Raw genomic sequence first — 23,334 nt, forward strand, 5'->3', positions numbered from 1 at the left:
GCTCAATAGCCGCGGACGGTGTCGACCAGGTCGGCCAGCGGCGCGCCCTCGCGGAACCGAGCGAGGTTGGCGGCGAACTGGGCGGCGAGGTTGCGCCGGGTGTCGGGGGTGTGGACCGAAGTGTGCGGCGAGAGCCGGACCTTCGGGTGATTGTAGTAGCGGTGATTGAAGGGCAGCGGCTCGGGGTGGGTGACGTCGAGACTGGCGCGCGCCACCCGGCCGTCGTCCAGCGCCTCCAGCAGCGCGGCGTCGTTGATCAGGGCGCCGCGGGCGATGTTGATCAGGTGCAGGCCGGGCTTGGCGCGGGCCAGCACCTCGGGGCCGATCAGGCCGACGGTTTCCGGCGTCGCCGGTGCGGCCAGCACGACATAGTCCGAGCGGGCGAACAGATCGCCAAGGTCCTGCAACTGCTCGACGCCGGGGACGCCGATTGGGGCGGTGGAACGGCGGACCGCGACCACGTCCAGCCCCAGCGCCTGGGCGCGCGGGGCGAGGGCCTCGCCGATCGAGCCAAAGCCGACCAGGCCAAGGGTCTTGCCGGCGACGAGGCTGAGCGGGGTCGGCGCCCATTGCTCGAACCTGTCGATCCAGATCTCCGGCAGGCGCTTGGCCTCGGCGAAGATCGCAGCCAGGGCGAACTCGGCCAGGGCCACCGCCGACGACCCGCGCGCTGAGGTCACCGCAGGACCGTCGAACAGCCACTCCGGATAGAAGTCGATGCCGACCGAGACGAGCTGCACCCACTTCACATTGAACGGCCATCCCGGCGGCGGGGCGACCGGCAGCGAGCCGCCGGCCTTGCGGAAGGGCGCGGCGATCAGCACCTGGGCCTCGCGCGGCAGGCCCGCCGGGGTTCCGACTGGAACCCCGACGATGTCCACGTCGGGAAGCTGTTCGGCGAAGGCGGTGTTGAACGCCTCGTTCAGCTGGCTGGCGACGACGAGCCGGCTCATGGCTATTCGGCCGCCAGGATTTTCGGCGCGCCGCGCTGGGCCACCGCCGCGCGCAGCTGCGGCAGCAGTTCGCGGCCGTACTCGATCGCGTCCTCCAGCGGGTCGAAGCCGCGGAACAGGAACTTGGTGATCCCGAGGTCGTAGTAGTCGAGCAGGGAGTCGACGACCTGCTCGGGCGTGCCGACCAGCGAGGTGGAATTGCCCTGCGCGCCGGTCAGGGCGGCGATCTCGGTCCAGAGCCGCTTGTCGCGCACCTTGCCGCCGGCCGCGGCCTCCAGCAGGCGCTGGCCGCCGCGCGCGGTGGCGTAGCGGGTCGGCGCCCCGCCGCCGGCGGCCTTCAGCGCCTTGGCGTCCTCCAGGATCCGCTCGGCGCGGGCCCAGGCGTCTTCCTCGGTGCGGCCCAGGATCGGGCGCAGCGACAGCGAGAACTTGATCTCGCGGCCGTTTTGCGCGGCCGCGGCCCGGACGCGTCCGACGATTTCGCGGACCTGCTCAACCGTCTCGCCGAACAGCGCGTAGACGTCGGCCTGGCGGCCGGCGATCTCGAGCGCCTCGTCCGAAGAGCCGCCGAAGAACACCGGCAGGTGCGGCTGCTGCAGGGTCTTCACAGCCGCCGGCGCGCCCTTCACCCGGTAATGCGGGCCGTCGTGGTCGAAGGGGCCGTTGCTGGTCCAGGCCTTCTTGAGGACGGTGATGTAGTCGTCGGTGCGGGCGTAGCGCTCCTCCTTGGTCAGGAAGTCGCCGTCGCGCTGCTGCTCCTCGTCCGAGCCGCCGGTGATGATGTGCACCGCCAAGCGCCCATCGCTGAGATGGTCCAGCGTCGCCAGCTGCCGGGCGGCCACGGTTGGGGACGTCACGCCCGGACGATGGGCGAGCAGGAACTTCAGCTTCTCGGTCTGTTGGGCGGCGTAGGCTGCGACCTGGAAGCCGTCGGGCGAGGCCGAGTTGTAGCCGATCAGCACGCGGTCGAAGCCGGCGTACTCATGGGCCTTGGCGTGGGCGGCGAGGTAGGCCTTGTCGATCAGGCCGCTCTTCGCCGGGTGGGTCTCGGACGCGTACTGGGTCGAGATCAGGCCCAGGATCTCAAGGTCGGGCGTATCGGTCATGGGGAGTGCTCCGGGGAGGGAGGGGAAGGGATCAGCGGGCGAGCGCGGCGAAGGCCGCCTTGCCGGCGCCGGCCAGGACGACGTCGGCCTGGGGCGTGTGGACGCGGCCGCAGAGGACGTCGCGGTAGTGGCGCTGCAGCGGGTTGTGACGCGAGAGGCCGGGATTGCCGCTGGCGGCGATGGCCTTCTCGACGGCGGCGATGGCGTTCTCGGTGACCAGGTGCTTGACCAGGCCGCCGTACGGCGCGCCCAGCCTGCCCTCGGCGGCGGAGTCGAGCAGCACGCGGTTCTGCAGCAGCAGGCCGTCGATCTCGCCGACTAGTTCCTGGAAGCGCGGCAGGGTGGCCAGCGACGCGCCCAGATTGGCCGGCTTGCGGTCGACGACGAAATGCACGAACCAGTCGCGGGCCGAGCGGGCGGCGGCGTCGTAGATCGCGGCGGTGAGCACCGGCGACCAGACGGCCATGGCGGGGTCCGGCGGCTGCGGCGAGCTTGGCGGCCGCGGCGACAACGCATGGTGCTCGGGGATCGGGGCAGCCTCGAAGATCACGTCGTGGCTGCCGCTGGCGCGCAGGCCGGTGTGGTCCCAGGTCTCTTCGATCCGTCGGCCGGGGGCGTCCTTGTGCACAAGGAAGCCTCCGACGCGGGGCTCGTCCTCGTCGGTGCGCGCCCAGACGATCATCCAGGTCAGGGCCGGCGAGCCAGTCGAGTAGATCTTGCGTCCAGACAGGCTCCAGCCATCGGCCGTGCGCCGCGCCACGGTCGCGGGGAGGCCGCCCCGCGCGGGGGTGCCGAGATCGGGCTCGACCCGCAGGGCGTTGATCAGCGCGCCATTCTCGACGGCGTCGCGGACCACCTTGGCCTTGAGGTCGTCGGTGAAGCCCGCGCGGCCGTCGAGCGACGCGTGGAACAGGTACTGCATCGTCAGCACCAGGGCGGTGGCGGGCTCTCCTCTCGCCACGGCCGCGACCACCTTCAACGTCGTCGGCAGGTCGGCCGCGCGGCCGCCGAAGCGGGCCGGGGCGGTCAGCGCCAGCAACTGCTCCTGATGCAGCCGCGCGAAGTTCTCGAACGGGAAGCTGGAGTCGCGATCATGCTGCTCGGCCCCGGCCGCGAAGGCCGCGGTGAGCTCGGGCAGCAGGGCGTCGAGATCCTGGTCCGGCGCGATCGCCGTGGCGGCAAGCGCGCTCACGCGACCACCTCGCCGCTCGGGAACGAGATCAGCGCGCCCTCTTGGGCGACCGGACGCAGGTTCTGCACGCCCAGATGCCCGAGCAGCCGCTGGCGGACGGCTTGGAAGGCGGCGTCGGCCTCGCGCGGGCGGGGCAGGGCGATCACCTCCTCGGCGGCGATCTGGCCGTGATCGAGCACCAGCACGCGGTCGGCGAGGGCGATGGCCTCGTCGACGTCGTGGGTGACCAGCAGCACCGCCGGGGCATGTTTGCGCCACAGCGACAGCACCAGCTCGTGCATCCGCAGCCGGGTCAGGGCGTCGAGGGCGGCGAACGGCTCGTCGAGCAGCAGCAGGCCGGGCTCGCGGATCAGGGCGCGGGCCAGAGACACGCGCTGGCTCTCGCCGCCGGACAGCGTCGCCGGCCAGACATCCAGCCGGTGATCGAGGCCGACCTCGCCGAGCGCGGCCTCGGCGCGGGCGCGGACGTCCTTGCCTTTGAGGCCCAGGGCCACGTTGCGCCACACCCGCTTCCAGGGCAGCAGCCGGGCGTCCTGGAACACGACGGCGCGGGCCGCCGGGGTGACGACGTCCTGGCCGGGCGCGGGGTCGAGCCCGGCGAGCGTGCGCAGCAGCGTGGTCTTGCCCGACCCGCTGCGGCCCAGCAGGGCGACGAACTCGCCCGGGGCGATGTCGAGGTCGAGGTCTTTCAGGACCACGGTGTCGCCGAACCGGCGGGTGAAGCCGCGAACCCGGACGACCGGTTCGCGGTCGTGCGTGGCGGCGGAGCGAAGAGGCGAGATGGACACGGGTCGCGGCCTTTCGTGCGGAGGTCGGAGCCGAGGCTCAGGATTTGATGAGGGCCGGCCGCCAGGCGAGCGCGCGTTGCTCGACGGTGCGGACGATGAGGTCGGCGGTCAGGCCCAGCAGGGCGTAGACCAGCAGGCAGACGACGATGATGTCGGTGCGCATGAAGTCCCGGGCGTTGTTGATCAGGTGGCCGAGCCCGGCGGAGGCGTTGATCTGCTCGGCGACGACGAGGACCAGCAGCGCGACGCCCATGGAGTAGCGCAGGCCGACCAGGAACGAGGGCAGGGCGCCGGGCAGGATCACCTGAGTGATCTGCTGGGCCGGGCTCAGGCCGAAGCTGCGCGCGGCCTCGACCAGTCGGACGTCGACGCCGCGGATGCCGGAGAACAGGTTGAGGTAGATCGGGAACACCGTCGCCACGGCGATCAGGGTGATCTTCGGCGCCTCGCCGATCCCGAACCAGACGATGAACAGCGGGGTGAGGGCCAGGCTGGGGATCGTGCGCTTGATCTGCATCAGCGGATCGACCGCCGTCTCGCCTGCGCGCGACAGTCCGGCGATCAGCGCCAGGGCGGTTCCGGCCACCACGCCGATCGCCAGGCCGACGCTGGCGCGCGCCAGCGAGACCAGCAGGTTCGACGGCAGTTCGCCGCTGATCGTCAGCTCCCAGAGCGCGCCGATGACTGTCGAGGGCGCAGCCAGGATGCGCGGCGGAATGACCCCGGTGCGCGAGCCCAACTCCCACAACAGCAGCAGCAGCACCGGCGACAACCAACGAGCATTGCTAATGCTCAGCCGTGGCAGGCGAAGCTCGATAGGTTTTCTGGCGGCGGTCGATAGAGACACTGAAAAGGCTCCGAACGTTTGCCGCACAAGGGAAAATTCCGCTTGGCGTTTCGTCAGAAAGCCCATTAATTCCTATCAACTCAATAGACTTATATTCAACTGAGCTATCAGAGAAACTCATAGGTAAGCCCTTGGCTGTGAACTTGCCGACCGAGCTGCTGCGAAGCTTCGCCGCCATCGTGGATTCCGGATCGATGCTGCGCGCGACCGAGCGGGTCTATGTCACCCAGTCGGCGCTGAGCCTGCAGATGAAGCGGCTGGAGGAGGCGGTCCAGGCGCCGTTGTTCCACCGCGACGGCCGCCGTCTGGTGCTGACGCCGGTCGGTCAGAGCCTGCTGGGCTTCGCGCGCGAAATGCTGGCCACCAACGACCGCGCGGTGGCCGCCCTGACCGGCGGAGCTTTGGCGGGGCCGGCCCGCGTGGGCTTGGTGCAGGACTTCGCCGAGACGCTGCTGTCGGGCGTGCTGGCGCAGTTCGCCCAGCTGAACCCCGACGTCCAGCTGCAGGTGCGGGTGGGCGGGTCGCAGGAACTGCTGGAGCTGCTGAAGTCCGACCGCCTGGACGTGGTGCTGTGCATGGGGGCCGGCGATGACCCGTCGGCCGTGCGCGTCGCGCCGACGATCTGGATGGGCGATGCGGCGCTGCTCGAGCAGGAGGTGCTGCCGTTGGCGATTCTAGAGGAGCCTTGCCGCTTCCGCGATGCGGCGCTGGCGGCGCTGAAGGCCGCCGGCCGGCCGTATCGGGTGGTGCTCGAGACCCCGAGCCTGTCGGTGCTGCGCGCGGCGGTGACCGCGGGACTGGGCGTCACCTGCCGCACCGAGATGTTCTCCGACCGGACGCTCGAGGGCGTCGGCCTGCCGGCGCTGCCGGCGGTCGGCTACGCGAGCCATACGCGGCATGAGCCGCACCAGACGATCTCTCGACTAGCCGATCTCATGCAAACCGCGGTCCTGAAACTATGAGCGAACACGACGCCCTTTCCGATCCCGCCCTCGATCAGCTGTTCCGCAGCGCCAGGTCGGCCAACGCCTGGACGTCGGAGGCGGTGCCCGAGAGCCTGCTGCGGCAACTCTATGATCTCGTTAAACTCGGCCCGACCTCGGCCAACGTCTCGCCAGCCCGGTTCGTGTTCCTGGTCACGCCGCAGGCCAAGGCCCGGCTCGCGCCGCACCTGTCCAGCGCCAACCGCGCCAAGTCGCTGGCCGCCCCGGTCACTGCGATCATCGGCTATGATCTGAACTTCGCCGAGAAGATCCCCGAGCTGTTCCCGCACAATCCCGGCGCCAAGGCGTGGTTCGCTGATCCCGAGCTGGCGGCGATCACGGCGCTGCGCAATGGCACGCTGCAGGGCGCATATCTGATGCTGGCCGCCCGCGCGCTGGGCCTGGACTGCGGGCCGATGTCCGGTTTCGACCATGCCGGCGTTGACGCCGAGTTCTTCGCCGGGACTTCGCTGGTCAGCAACTTCGTCTGCAACATCGGCTACGCGGACCACAGCGGCGCCTTCGCCCGACTGCCGAGGCTGTTGTTCGAAGACGCCTGCCGGATCGAGTAGGAGTCAGGCGGTCACGGTCACCTTGAGGAAGGTGGCGGGGATCTCGGTGCGTCCTGCGTCGCCGCGGTTCTGACTTTCGAACAGGGCTGAGAGTTCCGACTGCAGCTGCGCCTCGCGGCCGTCGTCCTTGGCGGCGGCGAAGGCGTTCATGGTCGGGCCGTAGTAGTCGCGGAACACTGCCAGGAAGCTGTCGGGCGAGCCCGGGTGGCGGAAGGTGTAGGTCGCCCGCTCGCAGCTGATCCGGTCGGCCGGCACGCCGGCCTGGCCGAAGCGGTCGCGGACATTGTCCTCCAGCCCCCAGGTGACGGGGCTGATGAAGCCCTCCGGCGGCGGCGGCGTATAAGCCGCGCTGGTCTGCAGGATCTTGGCGATCAGGGTCGGGTCGCCGGGAATCCAATTACCCATGACGATGCGGCCCCCCGGTCGGGTGACGCGGACCATCTCGCGCGCGACGTCGAACGGGCGCGGCGCGAACATCGCCCCGAACATGCTGACCACCAGGTCGAAGCTGTCGTCGGCGATCCCTTCGAGGTTGGAGGCGTCGCCCTCCTCGAAGCGCAGGTTTGACAGGCCGGCGGCCTTGGCGCGTTCGCGGCCGGCGGCCACGAGGTTGGATGCGATGTCGACGCCGAGCACGTTGGCGCCTCGCTGGGCTGAGGGCAGGGCGGTGGTGCCGTCGCCGCAGCCGAGGTCGAGGACGTCCATCCCCGCCTTGACGTCCAGGCCGGCGACCACTTCGTCGCCGCTTTCACGCATGGTGGAAGCCAGGCGCGTGAAGTCGCCTTTCTCCCACAGGGCCTTGTTAGGATTCATCTGGCGCTCTCCGAGATAACGTCGTTCTCGATACTATCTTCGGAGCGCGCGCGCCATCAGGCGTGCACCGCAGGGCCGGTCAGCGCAGGACGGTGCCGATGAAGTTGTCGATGTAGCGCGCGACGGCGGCGTCGACCTGCGGGCGCGGCGGCATCTCGGTCGTGGTGGTGAAGTGCTCGCGGCGGATCAGGGTCAGGCCGGCGGCGAACATCCGCGCAGTTTCGCGCGGGTCTGGGGCGATCAAGCCGTGCGCCTGCGCGAAGTGGGCGCAGTAGTCGGCGAGCAGCTGGATCTCCTCGCGGTAGAGGGCGTCGTTGAATCGCTGTTGGCCGGGGCCGCCGGGGCCTTCCTTGCTGATCATCGCCATGTAGCGGTGCTCGCGCGGGTCGATCCAGCGATCGACCAGATGCCGACCGCAGAGCCGGAAGAAGGCAGGCGGGTCGTCGGCCAGGGCGCGATATTCCGGGCTCTTCAGGCGCTGGACGAATTCAGCCGGGCCCCATTGGGCGATCAGGGCGTTGTAGAGGTCGTCCTTGCCCGCGAAGTGGTTGTAGAGGCTGCTCTCGCGCAGGCCCGCCGCCCGGGCCAGCATCCGCATCGAGGTTCCGGCGAAACCATGCTGGGCGAACAGCTCCAGCGCGGCGTCCATGATCCGCCGCCGCGTCGTGCCTTCCTCAGCTCTGTCCATCACCTGCATGGCCCGGTCGTACGCTGAAACCACCCGGCTCAACAATCGCCCTTGTGACACGAACGAACGTTCGTTACGAGTTGCGTCAACGCGGCGAACGATCGTTCGTGGACCGGCGCGTAAGCCGCCGGCGACAAGCTCCAGGGAGGAACCATGAGCCGGATTTTCGGGAAGGTCTGCCAGAACGGTTACGTCGTGCGCGACATCCAGGCGGCCATGAACCACTGGATCGACGTCATGGGCGTTGGCCCCTGGTTCTACATCGAGGACGTCAAGACCGACTGGTTCAAGCACCGCGGCGTCGACTCCGACGTGAAGATGTCGATCGCGCTGGCCAATTCCGGCGACCTGCAGATCGAGCTGATCCAGCAGCGCAACGACGCCCCCTCGATGTACAAGGAGTTTCTGGACGCAGGGCTCGAAGGCCTGCAGCACATGTCTTACTGGACCCACGACTATCAGGGGCTCTACGACAAGGCGCTGGGACTGGGCTACGTCGTCGGCCACGAGGGCGCGATCGGCGGCGAGAAAGGCCGCTTCGCCTATTTCGACACCCAGGCGCACCCGGGCACCATCGTCGAGATTTCCGACATCAGCGGCACGAAGGGCCGCACCTTCGAGCACATCCGCAAGGTCGCCGAGGGCTGGGACGGGACCGACCCGATCCGGATCATCAAGTGAGCGGCCCGACCATGCGCGCGCTGCTGCCGTCGGCCGAAGGTCCGAAGCTGGCGCAGGCGCCGCGGCCGGAGCCGGGACCTGGCCAGGTGCTGGTGCGAGTGCGCGCCGCGCCGCTGAACAGAGCCGATCTGGCGATGCTGCGCGGGGCCTCGCACGGCACGGTCGGCGGCAAGGGTGCGCCGCTGGGCCTGGAGTGGGCGGGCGAGATCGCAGCGCTCGGCGAGGGAGTCAGCGGCTGGAAGATCGGCGATCAGGTGATGTCTGCGGGCGGCGGCGGCTTCGCTGAGTATGCCCTGGGCCATTCGGCGCTGATCCACGCGATCCCCGAGGGGCTCGACTTCGCCCGAGCCGCGGCGATGCCGGTGGCGATCCAGACCATGCACGACGCCATCACCACGCATGGCGCGCTGGCGGCCGGGCAGAGCGTGCTGATCCTGGGGGCAAGCTCGGGCGTCGGGCTGATGGGCTTGCAGATCGCTCGCGAGCTGGGCGCTGGGCTGGTGATCGGCACCTCGAGCTCGCCCGACAAGGCCGCGCGTCTGCCGCAGTTCGGGGCCGACGTCGTGGTGTCGACGAGCGAGCCGGGCTGGGTCGAGGCGGTGCTGGCGGCGACCGACGGCAAGGGCGTCGACCTCGTCGTCGACATGCTGGCCGGGCCGCTGTTCAACGACACCCTGCGAGCTACGAAGATCGGCGGCCGGATCGTCAATGTCGGCCGCATGGCCGGCGAACGCGGCGAGGTCGACTTCGACCTGCATTCGATGCGGCGGATCACCTATGTCGGCGTCACCTTCCGCACCCGCAGCGGGCGTGAAGTGATCGAGCTGGTTGGCAAGGCGCGCGCTGCACTGGCCCCGGCCCTGGCCGCGGGACGGCTGACCATCCCCGTCGACGCCTGCTTTGACCTGGCCGACGCGCCGGCGGCCTTCGCGAAGATGTCGGCCAATCGGCACTTCGGAAAAATCGTCCTGACCATCGACTGAGCGGCCGGAGGCCCAAGATGCACTATCCCGACCTCGAAAATCTGTCGCCCGAGCTCAAGGAGATCCTGGCCGGCAAGCGTGACGCCAACGTCTACAAGATGCTGATGCACTCGCCGAACCTGGCCCCAGGCTTCACCGCCCTGGCCGACGCGGCGATGTGGAGCAAGAAGTGGCCCGCGACCTGGCGTGAGCTGGCGATCGTCCGGGTCGGCCGGCTCTACAACTCTCCCTACGAAGTCCATCAGCACGAACAGATCGGCCGGCTGATGGGTTTGAGCGACGAACAGCTGGCGGCCTGCGCTCTTGGCGCTGATCAGTCGGCGCTATCGGACGACGAGCGCACGATCCTGCGCCTGACCGACGCCCTGGTGGAACGCCACACGCTGAGCGCGGCCGAGCGGGACGAGGGGCTGAAGATCCTCGACGTCAACGGCTTTGCGGACTTCGTGATGACCGTCGGCTTCTACCAGCTGGTCAGCAACTTCCTGAATGTCTTCGAGGTCGAAATCGAGCCGCATGACCTGTTCCCCAAGCCGGACGGGCGCCGCGCCCAGGCGGTGAAGGCGTGAGCGGGCTGGCGGGCAAGGTCGCCGTCGTCACCGGCGGCGGCACCGGCATCGGACGGGCGATCAGCCTGCGGCTGGCGCGCGACGGCGCCGACGTGGTCGTGGTCTCCAATGTCGCGTCGCAGGCGCAGGCGGTGGCCGACGAGGTCAGCGCTCTCGGGCGAAAGGGCGGGGCGCGCGTGGTGGACGTCACCGACGCTGCTGCGGTGGTCGAGCTGGCCGCAGCAGTCGAGGCGGAATTCGGCCGGGCGGACATCCTGGTGACCAGCGCCGGCGTTATGGGCGCACGCGCCTTCCTGACCGACACGCCGGTCGAGGAATGGCGCAAGACGATCGAGGTCAACCTCAACGCCGGCTTCTACTGCATCAAGGCGTTCCTGCCGGGCATGCTGGCGCGCGACAGCGGCCGGATCATCACCGTCTCGTCGATTTCCGGGAAGCTGCCGGCGGCGATGAACAGCGACTATGCGGCCTCCAAGCACGGGGTGATCGGCCTGACCAAGGCGCTGGCGCTGGAACTGGGGATCCTGGGCAAGAACGGGATCACCGCCAACGCCTTGTGCCCTGGGACGACGGACACTCCGATGATGGACCAGATCACCGACCACATGCTGCCCAAGAGCCGGATGACGCGCGACGAGTTCATCAAGAAGGCGGTGGCGTCCAAGAGCATTCAGCGCCGGTTGCTCGACCCAGAGGAGATCGCCGACATGGCTGGGTTCCTCGCTTCGGACCAGGCGCGCGGCATCACCGGTCAGGCGCTCAACGTTTGCGGCGGGGCGGTGCTCTTCTAAGCGTCAGTCGGTCTGGCCGCCGCCAAGGGCGATGTAGAGCGATACCTGGTTGCGCAGGTTGGCTCCGCGCAGTTGGAGCAGCGATTGCTGGGCCGAGAACAGGTTCCGTTCGGCGTCGAGCACTTCGAGATAGATGGCGATCCCGTTCGCGTAGCGCAGGTGTGCGGTTTCGGCGAGCCGCTCCTGGGCGGCGACGGCGAGCTCCTGGGCGGTGATCTGGTCGGCGATGTAGCGCCGGCCGGCCAGTGCGTCGGCGACATCCTGGAAGGCGCCTTGCACGGTTCGTTGGTAGGTGGCGACGGCGATGTCGCGCTGAGCCCGAGCGGTGTCGAGCTGCCCGCGGCGGGCGCCCCAGTCGAGCAGCGGCAGGACGATCCCGACGCCGTAATTCCAGGCCTGGCGGTCGGCGCCGACGAGGCCGTCGAGCTCGCGGGAGGCGTACCCGGTGGCGCCGGTCAGCGAGATGCGCGGGAAATACGCGGCCCGCGCCGCGCCGATATCGGCGTTGGCGGCGCGCAGTTCGGCCTCGGCCTGCATGATGTCGGGGCGGTTGATCAGCAGCTCGGACGGCAGGCCGACGTCAAGCCGGTCGAACATCTGCTGCTGGGCCAGCGGCAGGGCCCGCGGGAGCGTCGAGGTGTCGATCGGCCCGCCGACCAGGACGGTGAGCAGGTTGATGGCGACGGCTTCTGTCCGGCGCAGTTCGGCCAGCTGGGTCTGGGCGTCGGTCAGCAGGGACACCGACTGATCGTAGTCGGCCGAGGAGGTGACCCCGGCCTCGAGGCGCAGGCGGGCGATCTCGAGCCCTTCGCGGCGCGAGGCGAGCGTGCGTTCGGCCAGGGCGATGCGCTCGCCGTTCTCGCGCAGGGTCATGTAGGCGATGGCGACCTGGCGGATCAGCGACAGGCGGAAGGCGCGCTGGCCCTCGACGCTGGCCAGATAGCGGTAGCGGGCGGCGTCCGAGAGGTTGCGGACCCGGCCCCAGAAGTCGAGCTCGAAGGCCGTTATGCCCAGGTCGAGGTCGTAGGATTCGGCGGTGATCGGCTGGCCGGTCGCGGTGATGTCGCCGGGCTGGCGGGTGCGGCCCCCCGAAGCCTCAAGGTCGACGTTCGGCAACTGGGCGGAGCGGGCGATGCGATACTGCGCGCGGGCCTGCTCGACCTGGGCGACCGAGACGGCGAGGTCGCGGTTGTTGGCCAGCGCGGTGGCGATGACGATCTCCAGGCGCGAGTCATTGAAGAAGTCGCGCCAGCCGAGCTGGGCCGCTTTCACGGTATTGTCCGGGGTGACGCCGTAGGTCGGGAAGGTCTGGGCGACCGGTAGGACCGGCTGCTCATAGCGCGGGGCCAGCGAACAGGCGCTCGCGGCGAGGGCGAACAGCAGCGGCCAGCTACGCATGGGGCGGCTCCTGCGGGGCCTGACCGGCGTGTATGCGCCCGCGGGTCAGCCAGCGGCGGGCCGAGAGGTAGAACAGGGGGGTGAGGAAGACCCCGAGCAGGGTCACCGCAATCATGCCGCCGATGACCCCGGTGCCGACCGCTTGACGGCTGGCCGCGCCGGCGCCGCTGGCCGTGAACAGCGGGACCATGCCGAGGATGAATGCCAGCGAGGTCATGACGATCGGGCGCAGGCGCAGCCGCGCCGCCTCCAGGATCGCCTCGCGCGTGCTCTTGCCGGCCTCTTCCTGCTCAATGGCGAATTCGACGATCAGGATGGCGTTCTTGGCCGACAGCCCGATGATCGTGATCAGCCCGACATTGAAGTAGATGTCGGCCGACAGGCCGCGCAGCAGGGTGAACAGCACCGCGCCCATCACCCCGATCGGCACCCCCAGCAGCACCGAGAGCGGGATCGGCCAGCTCTCGTAAAGGGCGGCGAGCACCAGGAAGACGATCAGCATCGACAGCGCCAGCAGCGAAGCGACCTGGGAACCGGCCTGCTTTTCCTCGAAGGCGATGCCGGTCCACTCGTAGCCGAAGCCGGCGGGCAGGACGCGGTCGGCGATCTTCTCCATCTCGTCCAGGGCCGCGCCGCTGGACTGGCCGGGGGCGGCGGCGCCGGAGATGGTGAGCGAGGGATAGCCGTTGTAGCGCTGGAGCTGAGGCGGTCCCGCGGTCCACTTGGTGCGGCTGAAGGCGGAGAACGGCACCATCTGGCCGCTGGAGTTGTGGACCTGGAGATTCAGCAGGTTCTCCGGGGTCATGCGCTGCTCAGCCGACGACTGGATCAGCACCCGGGCTATGGCCCCGTTATAGGTGAAGTCGTTGGCGTAAGATGAGGCCAGCGCGATCGAGAGGGTGTTGTTGATGTCGCCGATGGCGACGCCGAGCGCCCGGGCCCGGACCCGGTCGATGTCGAGATAGAGCTGCGGCGCGTCGGGCTGGCCCTCGGGGCGCACGCCGACCAGTAACGGACTTCGCGAGGCTTCAGCCAGCATCTGGTCGCGCGCGGCGGTGAGGTCTGCGGCGTCGGCTCCGCCACGGTTCTGGATCTTCATGCTGAAACCGCTGGAGGTGCCGAGTGCGGGGATCGGCGGCGGGTTCAGGGCGAAGATGTTCGCGCTTTTCACCCCAGATAGGGCGGCCATGGCGCGGGCGCTGAGGGCGTCGACGCCGTGCGCGGCGCCGGGGCGTTCCTCCCAGGGGTGCAGGGCGATGAACCCCATGGCGGCGTTTTGACCCTGACCGAAGAAGTTGAAGCCGTGGATCATCACGATGTTCCGCACTTCAGGCTGGGCCTTGAAGAAGGCGCTGGCCTGGTCGATGGCGGTTTGGGTGCGCTGGGCCGTGGCGCCGGGCGGGGCGTCGATGGTGACCAGCATCACCCCCTGGTCCTCGGACGGCAGGAAGCCGCCGGGCAGGCGCATGTAGAGCAGACCGGTGACCAGCACCGCGACCAGGAACACGACCAGCCAGCGCAGCGGCGCGCTGAGGATCCGGCCGACCCCCGCCTCGTAGCGGTGGGTGACGTTGTTGAAGCCGCGATTGAAGCCGCCCAGAAACCGGTCGATGAACGCGAAGTAGGGGAGCTTCGGTGCGGCGTGCGCCCGGTGCGGCTTGATCAGGGTCGCGCAGAGCGCCGGCGTCAGGGTGAGGGCCAGCAGGGCTGAGAAGCCGATCGACACCGCCAGGGTGATCGAGAACTGCCGATAGATGCCGCCGGACGTGCCCGGAAAGAACGCCATCGGCAGGAAAACGGTCATCAGCACCAGGGTGATGCCGATGATCGCCGAGGTTATCTGGCCCATCGCCTTCACCGTCGCCTCGCGCGGGGAAAGGCCCTCTTCGGCCATGATGCGCTCGACGTTTTCGACCACGACGATGGCGTCGTCGACCAGGATGCCGATGGCCACCACCATGCCGAACAGCGAGAGGATGTTGATCGAGTAGTTGAAGATCAGCAGGCCGAAACACGCCCCGGCCAGGGCCACAGGCACAACGATGGTCGGGATCAGAGTCGCCCGCCAGTTCTGCAGGAACAGGAACATCACGATGAAGACGAGGACCATCGCCTCGATCAGCGTCTTCACCACTTCGTCGACCGATGCGCGGATGAACGGCGTGGTGTCGTAGGGCGTCGACCAGGCGATGTCCGCGGGGAAGGTGCGGGACAGCTCGTCGAGCCGCGCGCGGACGCCCTCGGCGGTGGCCAGGGCGTTGGCCCCGGTCGCCAGTTGGATCCCGATGCCGGCCATGGTCGCCCCGTTCAGGGTTGACCCGGTCAGATAGTTGTCCGCGCCCAGTTCGACCCGGGCGACGTCGCCGAGATGGATGGCCGAGCCGTCAGGATTGGCGCGCAGGATGATCTGGCGGAACTGCTCGGGGTTGGTGAACCGGTTCTGGGTGATGACGGTGGCGTTGAGCTGGGTCTTGCCTGAGGTGGGCTGATCGCCGAGGCTGCCCCCGGCGGTCTGGCTGTTCTGCTCCTGCACGGCGGCGAGCACTTCGGAGGCCGAAAGTCCGTAGCCCGCCAGCTTCTGCGGATCGAGCCAGATGCGCATGGCGTACTGGGTGCCGAACAATCGCACGTCGCCGACGCCGGCCACCCGCCGCAGTTCGTCGACGACGCTGTTGGAGGCGAAGTTGCCCAGGCCGAGGCTATCGGTGCGGCCGCTCTTGGAGGTCAGCGCGACCAGCATGAGGAAGCCGGTGTTGGCGGCGTTGACCTGCACGCCTTGGCGGCGGACCTCTTCGGGCAAGCGCGGCTCGACCCGGCTGAGCCGGTTCTGGACCTCCATTTGGGCGACGTTGATGTCGGTCCCCGACTCGAAGGTCACGGTCAGCGAGGCGGTGCCGTTCGAGCGACTGGTGGCCTCCATGTAGAGGAAGCCGGGGACGCCGTTCATCTCCTTCTCGATCACCGAGGTGACGTTCTGGTCGAGGGTGGCGGCGTCGGCGCCGGGATAGGTGACCGATAGGGTGAGCGAGGGCGGTGCGACGGTTGGATACTGTTCGATCGGCAGCGAGCGCAGGGCGATCAGCCCGGCCAGCAGAATCCCCAGGGCGATGACCCAGGCGAAGACCGGGCGATGGGCGAAGAAGCTGCTGTTCATGGCCCGCCCTCCCTGGTTCTAAGGCTTGCCGGCCGGGGCCGTTGCGGCCTTCGGCTTGGCGATCGTCACCTTCTGGCCGGGCTTGATCTTTTGCAGGCCGTCGACGACCACCCGCTCGCCCGCCTTGAGGCCGGAGCCGACGACGAACTGGTCGCGGATCATCGCCCCCAGCTCCACCGGACGGGCCTCGATGGTCCCGTCGGGGCCGACGACCATGACGCTCGCCTTCTCGCCCGACATCTGCACGGCCTGCTGCGGCACGGTCAGGGTGTTGGGGTTGGGGGCGCCGGCCAAGCGGGCGCGGACGAACTGTCCGGGCAGCAGCAAGCGGTCGGGATTGGGAAATTCCGCCCGGAGCAGCAGGCCGCCGGTCGATGGATCGACCGCCTGGTCAAGGAAGTTGAGGTGCCCCACCGGGCCATAGGTGCTGCCGTCCTCAAGCACCAGCCGGACCTCGACCCGGCTTAGCTGCGGCAGGGTGAGTTTGGCGTTGGCGGCGCGGCGGCGCAGCTCGAGGATCTCGACGTTGGGCAGCGAAAAACGGACATAGATCGGGCTGAGCTGCTCGACCCGGGTCAGCAATGTCGCCTGGGAGGCCGAGACCAGCGCGCCTTCTGTCACCTCGGCGCGGCCGACGCGGCCCCCGATCGGAGCGGTGACGGTGGTGTAGCTGAGGTCGAGCTTGGCCTTTTCGACCACCGCCTCGGCGGAGGCGACGTCGGCCTCGCCCTGGCGAACCGCGGCCTGGGCGGCGTCGAACTCCTGAGCGCTGATGGCCTTGCGCTGAACGAGCGGGGTGTAGCGGGCAAGGTCCTTGCGGGCGTTGTTCAGCGTGGCTTGCGCTCGCTGGAGGGCGGCGCGGGCGCTGGCCTCGTTGGCGCGCATCTCACGCGGGTCGATGGCGAACAGCGGGGCGCCTGCGGGCACATCAGTGCCTTCGTCGTACAGTCGCCGTTCGACAATGCCGTCGACACGGGCGCGGACCTCAGCGGTGCGGACGGCCTCGACCCGACCGGGAAGCCCGACGCTCTCGTCGACCGTGCGCGGGGTGAGGGTGACGGCGTCGACCTCTGGCGGGGGCGGCGTCGCGGCTGTCTGGCCGCCGCGGCTGCAGCCGGCCAGCAACGCCAGGCCCATACTGACGCTTATGACTATAGCCCAAGCGCTGCAGCGTGGATGACTACCGACCATGGCCGCGCGCCCCCAATCGTCCGGTTCAGCTTGCTGTGAACGCGGGAGCGGGCGATCGGGTTTCGAAGATCGGCGTTCGCGGCGTCTGGCCTAGCCGCCAGAAGACGCCGGCGAGGCGCCCGTGCGCCAGTCGGCGCCGGTCGCGGCGAACAGGCGGACGGCGTCGGCGAGGCGCTGTCCTTCCGCGCGGGCCAGGGACGAGCGCCCCTCATTGACCCGCCGCTGGGCGTCGAGCACGTCGAGAAAGGCCCCGCCGCCGCGTTCGTAGGCGACCTTGGCCAGGCGCAGGTTTTCGTCCGCCTGAGACAGGCTGCGCTGGTGCGCGGCGCGCGATTCCTCGTCCGCGGATAGGGCCGAGAGGGCGTCGGCCACCTGGGCGAAGGCGGTCAGCACCGTCTGCTGATAGCGGGCCGAGGCGGCGCCGGCCGCCTCGCGGGCCTGCTGACGGCGAGCCTTCAAGGCGCCGCCGTTGAAGAGCGGGGCGGTCAGGCCGGCGCCGATGTCCCAGCCGGTGGCGCCGTAACCAAACAGGTTGGCGCCCTTCAGCGAGCCTTGGGCGATCGACGAGGTCAGCTGCAGTTTCGGATAGAGGTCGGCCGTCGCCACGCCGATGTCGGCGGTGGCCGCATGCAGGTCGGCTTCGGCGGCCAGGATGTCGGGACGGCGGCGCACCAGCTCGGAGGGCAAGGTGACGGGGATCGGCGCGGCGAGCGTCAGGTGCGTCAGCTGGAAGTCCGGCGCCGTCCAGTCGGCCGGCGCCTGTCCGACCAACACGGCCAGGGCGTGGCGGGCGGCGGCGAGCTGGGCGCGTAGCGGCGGCAGCAGGGTGCGGTCCTGTTCGAGCTGGCTCTGGGCGGCGACGCGCGCAGTGCTGGTCGATCCGCCAAGTTCGTTGGCCCTGCGGACCAGTTCGACATTGGCCTCGTCGGCGGCGAGCATCTGCTCGGTGGCCTCGATCTGGGCCTGGAGCGTGGCGATGGTCACCGCCTGCAGCGCGACATTGGCGGTGAGGGTGAGGTAGGCCGCTTCGGCGCGGCGGGCCTGAGCCTCGGCGCGGGCGCCTGCGCCCTCGACGCGCCGCCGCTCGCCGCCGAACAGGTCGAGATCGTAGCCGACGCCGCCGCCGACCGAGTAGAGCGTGAAGGTCGGGTTCTCCAGCTGCACGTCGCCGAAGCCGGTGAAGCCGAAGGCCTGGAGGTTGGCGCGCTCGCGGTGGAGGCCGGCGTTGAGGTCGGCCTGGGGGCCAGCCTCGCCGCGGGCCTGAGCCAGGGCGGAGCGGGCTTGGCGCAGGGTGGCGTCGGCCTCGGCCAGGGTCGGGCTGCCGGCGATCGCTTGGCGGACCACGGCATCGAGTTCGGGCGAGCCGAGCGCGATCCACCAGGGGCCGCTGGCCGCGGTGGCCGGATCGAGCCGGGCGGCCTGCGGCGCGGAGTCGCCGGCCATGGCGTAGCCGTTCGCGCTCGGCGCGTCGGGCGACTTGAAGTCGGGGCCGACCGTCGCGCAGGCGGCCAGCAGAATGGAGAGGCTCGCGCCGAGCAGCGCGCGCCGACGAGCGTTAATCGACAGCGACATGGTGGTCCGTCTCAGTCCTGGTCTTGGGGGAGCGCATCAGCAGGATCAGCGGCGCGCAGAGGATGGTGATGCCCAGCATCAGCCGGAAGTCATCGATGTAGGACAGCATCGCCGCCTGGCGGGTGATCATGCCGTTGAGGCCGGCGATGGCGCTTTGGGTATGGAAGACGAGCGGCGCATAGGCCTGGTAGAGCGGGTTGTCCGGACGCGCGTGCTCGACCAGGGTCGAGTGGTGGACCTCAATGCCGCTGACGAAGCGAGCCTGCATGATCGAGATGCCGGCGGCCGAGCCGATGTTGCGGATCAGGGTGAAGAGGCCGGCGCCCTCGGCCCGGTGCTCCGGGCGCACGGTGGCGAAGGCGATGGTCGACAGCGGCACGAAGATCAGGCCCGTGCCGACCCCTGAGAGGAAGCCCGACACGATGATCAGATGGGTGTCCATGCCCAGGCTGAAGTGGGTCATCTGCCAGAGCGAGATCGCGCTGATCGACAGCCCGACCATCAGGATGACCTTGATGTTCACCCGGCCGATCAACTGGCCAACCGCAAACATGGCGATGAACGAACCGATCCCGCGCGGCATGCTGACCAGGCCGGTGAACGCGACCGGGTAGCCGAGCAGGGTCTGCATCATCGGCGGCAGCAGGGCGAGCGTCGAGTAGAGCAGGATGCCGATGAAGAAGCCGAACACGCAGCAGGTGATGAAGTTGGCGTCGGCGAGCAGCGCCCGGGCCACAAAGGGCTTAGGCGCAGTGGCCATCTGGACGGCGAACATCCAGACCGCGATCACCGCCACGACCAGATAGGTCCAGATCTCGGCCGAGCCGAACCAGTCCTGGCCGGGGCCGCGGTCGAGCATCATCTGGAAGGCGCCGATCGCCAGGGCCAGGGTGGCGAAGCCGATGGCGTCGAAGGGCCGCTTCTCGGCGCTCTTCTTCTCGGAGAGGAACAGGAAGACCCCGGAGAAGGCGAGGATGCCGATGGGCAGGTTGATGAAAAACACCCAGCGCCAGTCGAGATTGTCGGTCAGCCAGCCGCCGAGCGCTGGGCCCAGGATCGGGCCGAGCACCGCGCCGGCGCCCCAGACGGCCATGGCCTGGCCGTGCTTCTCAGGCGGATTGATGTCGAGCAGCACTGCTTGCGACAGCGGGATCAGCGCGGCGCCGAACAGGCCCTGAAGCAGGCGGAAGAGCACGATCTCCACCAAGTTGCCGGCGATGCCGCAGAGCATCGAGGCGACTGTGAAGCCGGCGATCGAGACCAGGAACACGGTCTTGCGGCCGAGCCGATCGGACAGAAATCCGGTCAGCGGCGTCATGATCGTGGCCGCGACGATGTAGGAGGTCAGGACCCAGGTGATCTGGTCGGCCGAGGCCGAGACGCTGCCCTGGATGTGCGGCAGGGCGACGTTGGCGATCGTCGTGTCCAGCGAGTTCATCACCGTCGCCAGCATGACGGAGATGGTGATCGCCGCCACGTTGGCGCCATCGCCCTTGTTGGCGGCGGCGTTGGTCATTTCCCGAGCGCCGAGCGGACGTCGACCTTGGCGGTGGCGCTGAGGCCGCCGCTGAGATTGGGGGCGGCTTCGTCGAGCGCCAGGCGCACGGGCAGGCGCTGGACGACCTTGACCCAGTTGCCGGTGGCGTTTTCGGCCGGGAGCAGCGCGAAGCTGGAGCCGGTGCCGGGGCTGAAGCTGACCACGTGGGCCTTCAGCTCGTGATCATAGGCGTCGACCTTGACGCTCGCCGGCTGGCCGACCCGCATGTGGGCGAGCTGGTCTTCCTTGAAGTTGGCCTCGATCCACGGCGTGCCGGAGATCAGCCAGAACAGGGTCTGGGCGGTGGCGACGCGGTTCCCGGCCTGGAGCTGTTCGACCTTGGCGACCACGCCGTCGGCCGGGGCCACGACGGTGGTGTAGGAGAGGTTCAGGCGCGCGCGTTCCAGCTCGGCCTTGGCCTGCAACACCTTGGGGTGTTCGTCCGGCGAGGCGCCGGCGCGGCCGCCGATGTCGGCCAGAGCCGAGGCCATCTGCTGGCGCACGACCGCGACCTGGCGGCGGGCCTGCTCGGCCTCGTGCGCGGCCTGGTCGGCCTGGGCCTGGGTCGACACGCCAGCGGCGGCCAGACCCTTTTGGCGGACGGCCTCGCGCTCGGTGTAGCTGACCCGCTCCTGGGCGGCGGCGAGGTCGGCGCCGCGCTGGGCGTAGGTCCCTTGCGTGCTCTCGACATCGAAGCGGGCGGCGGCGAGGGCGGCCTCGGCTTGGGCGACGGCGACTTGATAGTCGGCCGGGTCGAGCTTGAAGAGCACCTCGCCCTTGCGGACTTTCTGGTTCTCCTTGACGTCGACCTCGATTACGCGCCCGTCGATGCTGGGGCTGATCGCCGTGCGGGCGGTCTGGACATAGGCGTTGTCGGTGGTCTCGAACCGTCCGCCCGTCAGCACGAAATAGCCGACCGCGGCCAGCACCACGACCGGGCCGCCGATCATCAGCGGCAGTCGCAGTTTTTGGCCAAGGGTGCGTTCCGGCGGCCGATGGCTCGCCGCTTCCTGTTCAGCCTCGGCGATCGCCTGATAGCCTTCCGCGTCGCTCACGCGCTGCTCCAACGTCTGTGCGCGGCCGGTGGTCGCCGTCCGCGCAGGGTTCTGACTTGTGATGAGGGGAGGGCGGGGAGGCCCAACCTGGAGCGCGGCAGATATGCCTCCACATGCCATGAGCCAAATGATAGTTTGGCACTACAGATATGAATGATGCGCATTTCAATACGCTCGACCTGAACCTGCTGCGGGTGTTCCAGGCGCTGCTCGAGGAGCAGAGCGCCACTCGCGCGGGCGAGCGGTTGGGCCTGACCCAGTCAGCGGTCAGCCATGCACTGGGACGACTGCGCGCCTCGCTGGGCGACGAGCTGTTCGAGCGCGGCGCGGCGGGCCTGCAGGCCACGCCGCGCGCGCTGGAAATGGCGCCGGCGATCAGCGCAGCCTTGAAAATGCTCGAAGATGCGGTGTCGCCGACCCGGTTCGACCCGGCGACGACCGAGCGGCTGTTCCATGTCGCGGCCAGCCCCTACGCCAGCTCGGTGGTCATGCCGGCGGTGGTTCGGCGGCTGCTGGCCGAGGCGCCCGGCGCCAAGCTGCACCTGGTGTCGCCGACCTCGAACGTGGTCGACGATCTCGACCGCGGGCGGCTGGACGTGGTGATCGGCGCCTTCGACCATGTCGACGACCGGTTTGAGCATGTCCCGCTGTTCGACGAGACCGGGGTGTGGGTGATCCGCGCCGGGCATCCCGCGCTGTCGTCCGGGATCTCCGACGAGGTGCTGGCCAAGCTGCCGCGACTGTTGATTTCCGGGGCCGAGCCGCGCGAGCCGGCGCGCGGCCGCGGACTTGGCCTGCAGCGGTTGTCCAACTGGCATGACTCCTATGCGCTGGGCGGGGTGGCGCTGCGCGAGGTCGACAGCCCGATCAGCGTGCCCGACGCCTATTCCGCCCTGGTCATGGTGGGGGAGACGGACGTCGCGGCGCTGATGCCGCGGCGGCTCGCGATGCTGGCCGAGCAGGCGGGCCGGGTGGTGGTGATCGAGTCCGACGGCGCTTCGCCGCCGTTCACCCTGGGGGCGGTCGTGCGGCGCGGCGAGCGCGGGGCGGTCGCCTGGCTGCTGGCCCTGATCAGCGAGGTCGGGCGGAAGATCTAGGCGCCGCGACGATTAGATCGCGCGGTCCGGTGCTGAGACCTTGATCTGCTGCGTCTTATGGACGAGCAGGTACGCCGGCTGCGGCGGGGCTCAGAGTCGAGCAGGCCGCTGGGGAGTGTCGTCATTTTCAAGTTTTCAGCAGCCGTGGCCTGCGCCGCTGGGCTTGCGGCCTGCGCCGCGCCCGCCGCGGCCTCGGACGTGGATTTCCATTGGGACGGCCGCCAGTTCGTCACCGCCGACGGCGGCTTCAGCCTGCGGCCGAAAGGCCGGCTGCTGGCCGACGCCTCGACCACGGGCGGTTCGGCCTTCAGCGAGCGTAACCTCGTCGGCGACGAGATCCGCGCCCTCCGCTTCGGCGTCGAGGGCATGGTCGGCGATCATCTGTTCTACACGGCTGAGGGCGACTTCGCCGGCGGCAAGGCGATCCTGCGCGGGACGTATCTGGCCTGGCGCGATCGCTGGGCCGGCAAGGACGTCGAGCTGGTGCTTGGCAATCGTCTGAGCGAGCGCGGACTGGACGGGTCGAGCAGCTCGGACGGCACGCCGTTCCTGGAGCGTAACGCCGTGGCCCAGGCGGTGATCCCGCTGAAGGGCTACTACGGGTGGGGCGGCATCGCCAAAGTCTACGGACCCGACTGGCACGTCACGACCCAGGTGGCGGGGGACGATCCCGGCAATCTGGGCGTGGCCAAGGACGTGACCACCTATCTGGCCCGCGCGCACTGGAACCCGGTGAAGTCGGCGGCGGGCGTCATGCACCTGGGAGCGTGGGGTTTTTACGAGGACTTCCCTCCCGAGCTCGACAGCCACTCGCGCAACACCGCCTGGGCCGGGCATCTCAACAAGGAGGTCCAGGTGCCGCTCGGCGCTCTGACCGATCCGGTCTACGGGGCCGGCTACGGGGTCGAACTGGGCGGCGCGCGCGGGCCGGTCTGGGGGTTCTTCGAGGCGGGCCGTCGGGTGATCGACACCCGCACCGACCATGTCACGGCCGACGCGACGGCCTGGACCGCCGGCTGGATGATCACCGGCGAGAACTCGGCCTACTCGAGCCGGGGCGGAACCTTCGTCAAGATCGGGCCGCGCTCGCCGGTGTCGGAGGGCGGGCCGGGGGCCTGGGAGGTGGCGGTGCGCTACCAGACCCTGGACAACACTGACGCGCCACTGGGCGGCAAGGGCCAGGAGGCTGAACTCGGCGTCAACTGGCGGCTGGAGGACTGGCTGCGGCTGATGGTCAATCTCAGTCACTGGGAGGTCACGCACCGGGCGGGCAAGTATGCCGGCGTCGACGACGGCGACAGCCTGGCCGGGCGGCTGCAGATTTCGTTCTAAGAAAAAGTTCAGGGGGCCGGGACCGGCCCCCT

General features: G+C 69.4%; 21 protein-coding genes. 8 read left to right on the plus strand and 13 right to left on the minus strand.

Going from position 1 to position 23,334, the window contains the following annotated elements; all coding sequences use genetic code 11:
* Positions 1 to 2 precede the first annotated feature (2 nt).
* From C0481_RS00480 to C0481_RS00500, 5 genes are read right to left on the minus strand one after another with little or no spacing between them, the layout of a single operon-like run.
* On the minus strand, positions 3 to 953 hold the full coding sequence (locus tag C0481_RS00480) for a D-isomer specific 2-hydroxyacid dehydrogenase family protein (protein ID WP_293399372.1): 951 nt from the start codon (positions 951 to 953) through the stop codon (positions 3 to 5).
* A gap of 2 nt (positions 954 to 955) precedes the next feature.
* Positions 956 to 2,059 (minus strand): LLM class flavin-dependent oxidoreductase, encoded by a 1,104-nt coding sequence (locus C0481_RS00485; protein WP_293399375.1) that lies wholly within the window; start codon positions 2,057 to 2,059, stop codon positions 956 to 958.
* A 31-nt stretch (positions 2,060 to 2,090) separates the two neighbouring features.
* Positions 2,091 to 3,251: an acyl-CoA dehydrogenase family protein gene (locus tag C0481_RS00490; RefSeq protein ID WP_293399377.1), complete on the minus strand. Its 1,161-nt coding sequence runs from the start codon at positions 3,249 to 3,251 to the stop codon at positions 2,091 to 2,093.
* Positions 3,248 to 4,039 carry an ABC transporter ATP-binding protein gene (locus tag C0481_RS00495; protein ID WP_293399379.1) on the minus strand — a complete coding sequence of 264 codons (792 nt, stop codon included), beginning with the start codon at positions 4,037 to 4,039 and terminating at the stop codon, positions 3,248 to 3,250. The genes C0481_RS00490 and C0481_RS00495 overlap by 4 nt, the downstream gene beginning before the upstream one ends.
* Before the next feature lie 37 nt (positions 4,040 to 4,076).
* Positions 4,077 to 4,802, minus strand: a complete 726-nt coding sequence (locus C0481_RS00500; protein WP_293400016.1) for an ABC transporter permease subunit — start codon at positions 4,800 to 4,802, stop codon at positions 4,077 to 4,079.
* Between the two features lie 221 nt (positions 4,803 to 5,023).
* On the opposite strand from C0481_RS00500, the gene C0481_RS00505 reads away from it, so the two are divergent.
* The gene (locus tag C0481_RS00505; RefSeq protein WP_293400019.1) at positions 5,024 to 5,848 is read left to right on the plus strand and encodes a LysR substrate-binding domain-containing protein; all 825 of its coding nucleotides are present in this window, start codon (positions 5,024 to 5,026) and stop codon (positions 5,846 to 5,848) included.
* Positions 5,845 to 6,441, plus strand: coding sequence for a malonic semialdehyde reductase (locus C0481_RS00510; RefSeq protein ID WP_293399381.1), 597 nt, complete (start codon positions 5,845 to 5,847; stop codon positions 6,439 to 6,441). The genes C0481_RS00505 and C0481_RS00510 overlap by 4 nt, the downstream gene beginning before the upstream one ends.
* A 3-nt stretch (positions 6,442 to 6,444) precedes the next feature.
* Here C0481_RS00510 and C0481_RS00515 read toward each other — a convergent pair whose 3' ends face one another.
* Positions 6,445 to 7,254 (minus strand): class I SAM-dependent methyltransferase, encoded by an 810-nt coding sequence (locus C0481_RS00515; RefSeq protein ID WP_293399383.1) that lies wholly within the window; start codon positions 7,252 to 7,254, stop codon positions 6,445 to 6,447.
* Positions 7,255 to 7,333: 79 nt separating this feature from the next.
* Positions 7,334 to 7,975: a TetR/AcrR family transcriptional regulator gene (locus C0481_RS00520; protein WP_293400022.1), complete on the minus strand. Its 642-nt coding sequence runs from the start codon at positions 7,973 to 7,975 to the stop codon at positions 7,334 to 7,336.
* Positions 7,976 to 8,095: 120 nt separating this feature from the next.
* On the opposite strand from C0481_RS00520, the gene C0481_RS00525 reads away from it, so the two are divergent.
* From C0481_RS00525 to C0481_RS00540, 4 genes are read left to right on the plus strand one after another with little or no spacing between them, the layout of a single operon-like run.
* On the plus strand, positions 8,096 to 8,623 hold the full coding sequence (locus C0481_RS00525) for a VOC family protein (protein ID WP_293399386.1): 528 nt from the start codon (positions 8,096 to 8,098) through the stop codon (positions 8,621 to 8,623).
* On the plus strand, positions 8,620 to 9,606 hold the full coding sequence (locus C0481_RS00530; RefSeq protein ID WP_293399389.1) for a zinc-binding dehydrogenase: 987 nt from the start codon (positions 8,620 to 8,622) through the stop codon (positions 9,604 to 9,606). Before C0481_RS00525 ends, C0481_RS00530 begins: the two co-directional genes overlap by 4 nt.
* A gap of 17 nt (positions 9,607 to 9,623) precedes the next feature.
* Positions 9,624 to 10,175, plus strand: a complete 552-nt coding sequence (locus C0481_RS00535; protein WP_293399392.1) for a carboxymuconolactone decarboxylase family protein — start codon at positions 9,624 to 9,626, stop codon at positions 10,173 to 10,175.
* Positions 10,172 to 10,966: an SDR family NAD(P)-dependent oxidoreductase gene (locus tag C0481_RS00540; RefSeq protein ID WP_293399395.1), complete on the plus strand. Its 795-nt coding sequence runs from the start codon at positions 10,172 to 10,174 to the stop codon at positions 10,964 to 10,966. The genes C0481_RS00535 and C0481_RS00540 overlap by 4 nt, the downstream gene beginning before the upstream one ends.
* A 3-nt stretch (positions 10,967 to 10,969) precedes the next feature.
* Here the strand turns inward: C0481_RS00540 and C0481_RS00545 are convergent, their stop codons facing one another.
* The 6 genes from C0481_RS00545 to C0481_RS00570 all read right to left on the minus strand — a co-directional run bounded on the left by C0481_RS00545 (position 10,970) and on the right by C0481_RS00570 (position 20,873).
* Positions 10,970 to 12,364 carry an efflux transporter outer membrane subunit gene (locus C0481_RS00545; protein WP_293399398.1) on the minus strand — a complete coding sequence of 465 codons (1,395 nt, stop codon included), beginning with the start codon at positions 12,362 to 12,364 and terminating at the stop codon, positions 10,970 to 10,972.
* Positions 12,357 to 15,518 carry an efflux RND transporter permease subunit gene (locus C0481_RS00550; RefSeq protein ID WP_293399401.1) on the minus strand — a complete coding sequence of 1,054 codons (3,162 nt, stop codon included), beginning with the start codon at positions 15,516 to 15,518 and terminating at the stop codon, positions 12,357 to 12,359. Before C0481_RS00550 ends, C0481_RS00545 begins: the two co-directional genes overlap by 8 nt.
* An 18-nt stretch (positions 15,519 to 15,536) precedes the next feature.
* Positions 15,537 to 16,655, minus strand: coding sequence for an efflux RND transporter periplasmic adaptor subunit (locus C0481_RS00555; RefSeq protein WP_293399404.1), 1,119 nt, complete (start codon positions 16,653 to 16,655; stop codon positions 15,537 to 15,539).
* A gap of 144 nt (positions 16,656 to 16,799) precedes the next feature.
* Positions 16,800 to 18,281: an efflux transporter outer membrane subunit gene (locus tag C0481_RS00560; RefSeq protein ID WP_293399406.1), complete on the minus strand. Its 1,482-nt coding sequence runs from the start codon at positions 18,279 to 18,281 to the stop codon at positions 16,800 to 16,802.
* Positions 18,265 to 19,797 carry a DHA2 family efflux MFS transporter permease subunit gene (locus C0481_RS00565; RefSeq protein ID WP_293399408.1) on the minus strand — a complete coding sequence of 511 codons (1,533 nt, stop codon included), beginning with the start codon at positions 19,795 to 19,797 and terminating at the stop codon, positions 18,265 to 18,267. Before C0481_RS00565 ends, C0481_RS00560 begins: the two co-directional genes overlap by 17 nt.
* Entirely contained in the window at positions 19,794 to 20,873 is a 1,080-nt protein-coding gene (locus C0481_RS00570; RefSeq protein ID WP_293399410.1) for an HlyD family secretion protein, read from the minus strand. The genes C0481_RS00565 and C0481_RS00570 overlap by 4 nt, the downstream gene beginning before the upstream one ends.
* 149 nt (positions 20,874 to 21,022) lie before the next feature.
* Between C0481_RS00570 and C0481_RS00575 the strand changes: the two genes are divergently transcribed.
* Both C0481_RS00575 and C0481_RS00580 read left to right on the plus strand, forming a co-directional pair.
* Entirely contained in the window at positions 21,023 to 21,970 is a 948-nt protein-coding gene (locus tag C0481_RS00575; protein ID WP_293399413.1) for a LysR family transcriptional regulator, read from the plus strand.
* A gap of 144 nt (positions 21,971 to 22,114) precedes the next feature.
* On the plus strand, positions 22,115 to 23,302 hold the full coding sequence (locus tag C0481_RS00580) for a porin (protein ID WP_293399416.1): 1,188 nt from the start codon (positions 22,115 to 22,117) through the stop codon (positions 23,300 to 23,302).
* The last annotated feature ends 32 nt before the right edge of the window (positions 23,303 to 23,334 follow it).

This window comes from Phenylobacterium sp. (genome assembly GCF_013822795.1).
GTDB lineage: Bacteria > Pseudomonadota > Alphaproteobacteria > Caulobacterales > Caulobacteraceae > Phenylobacterium.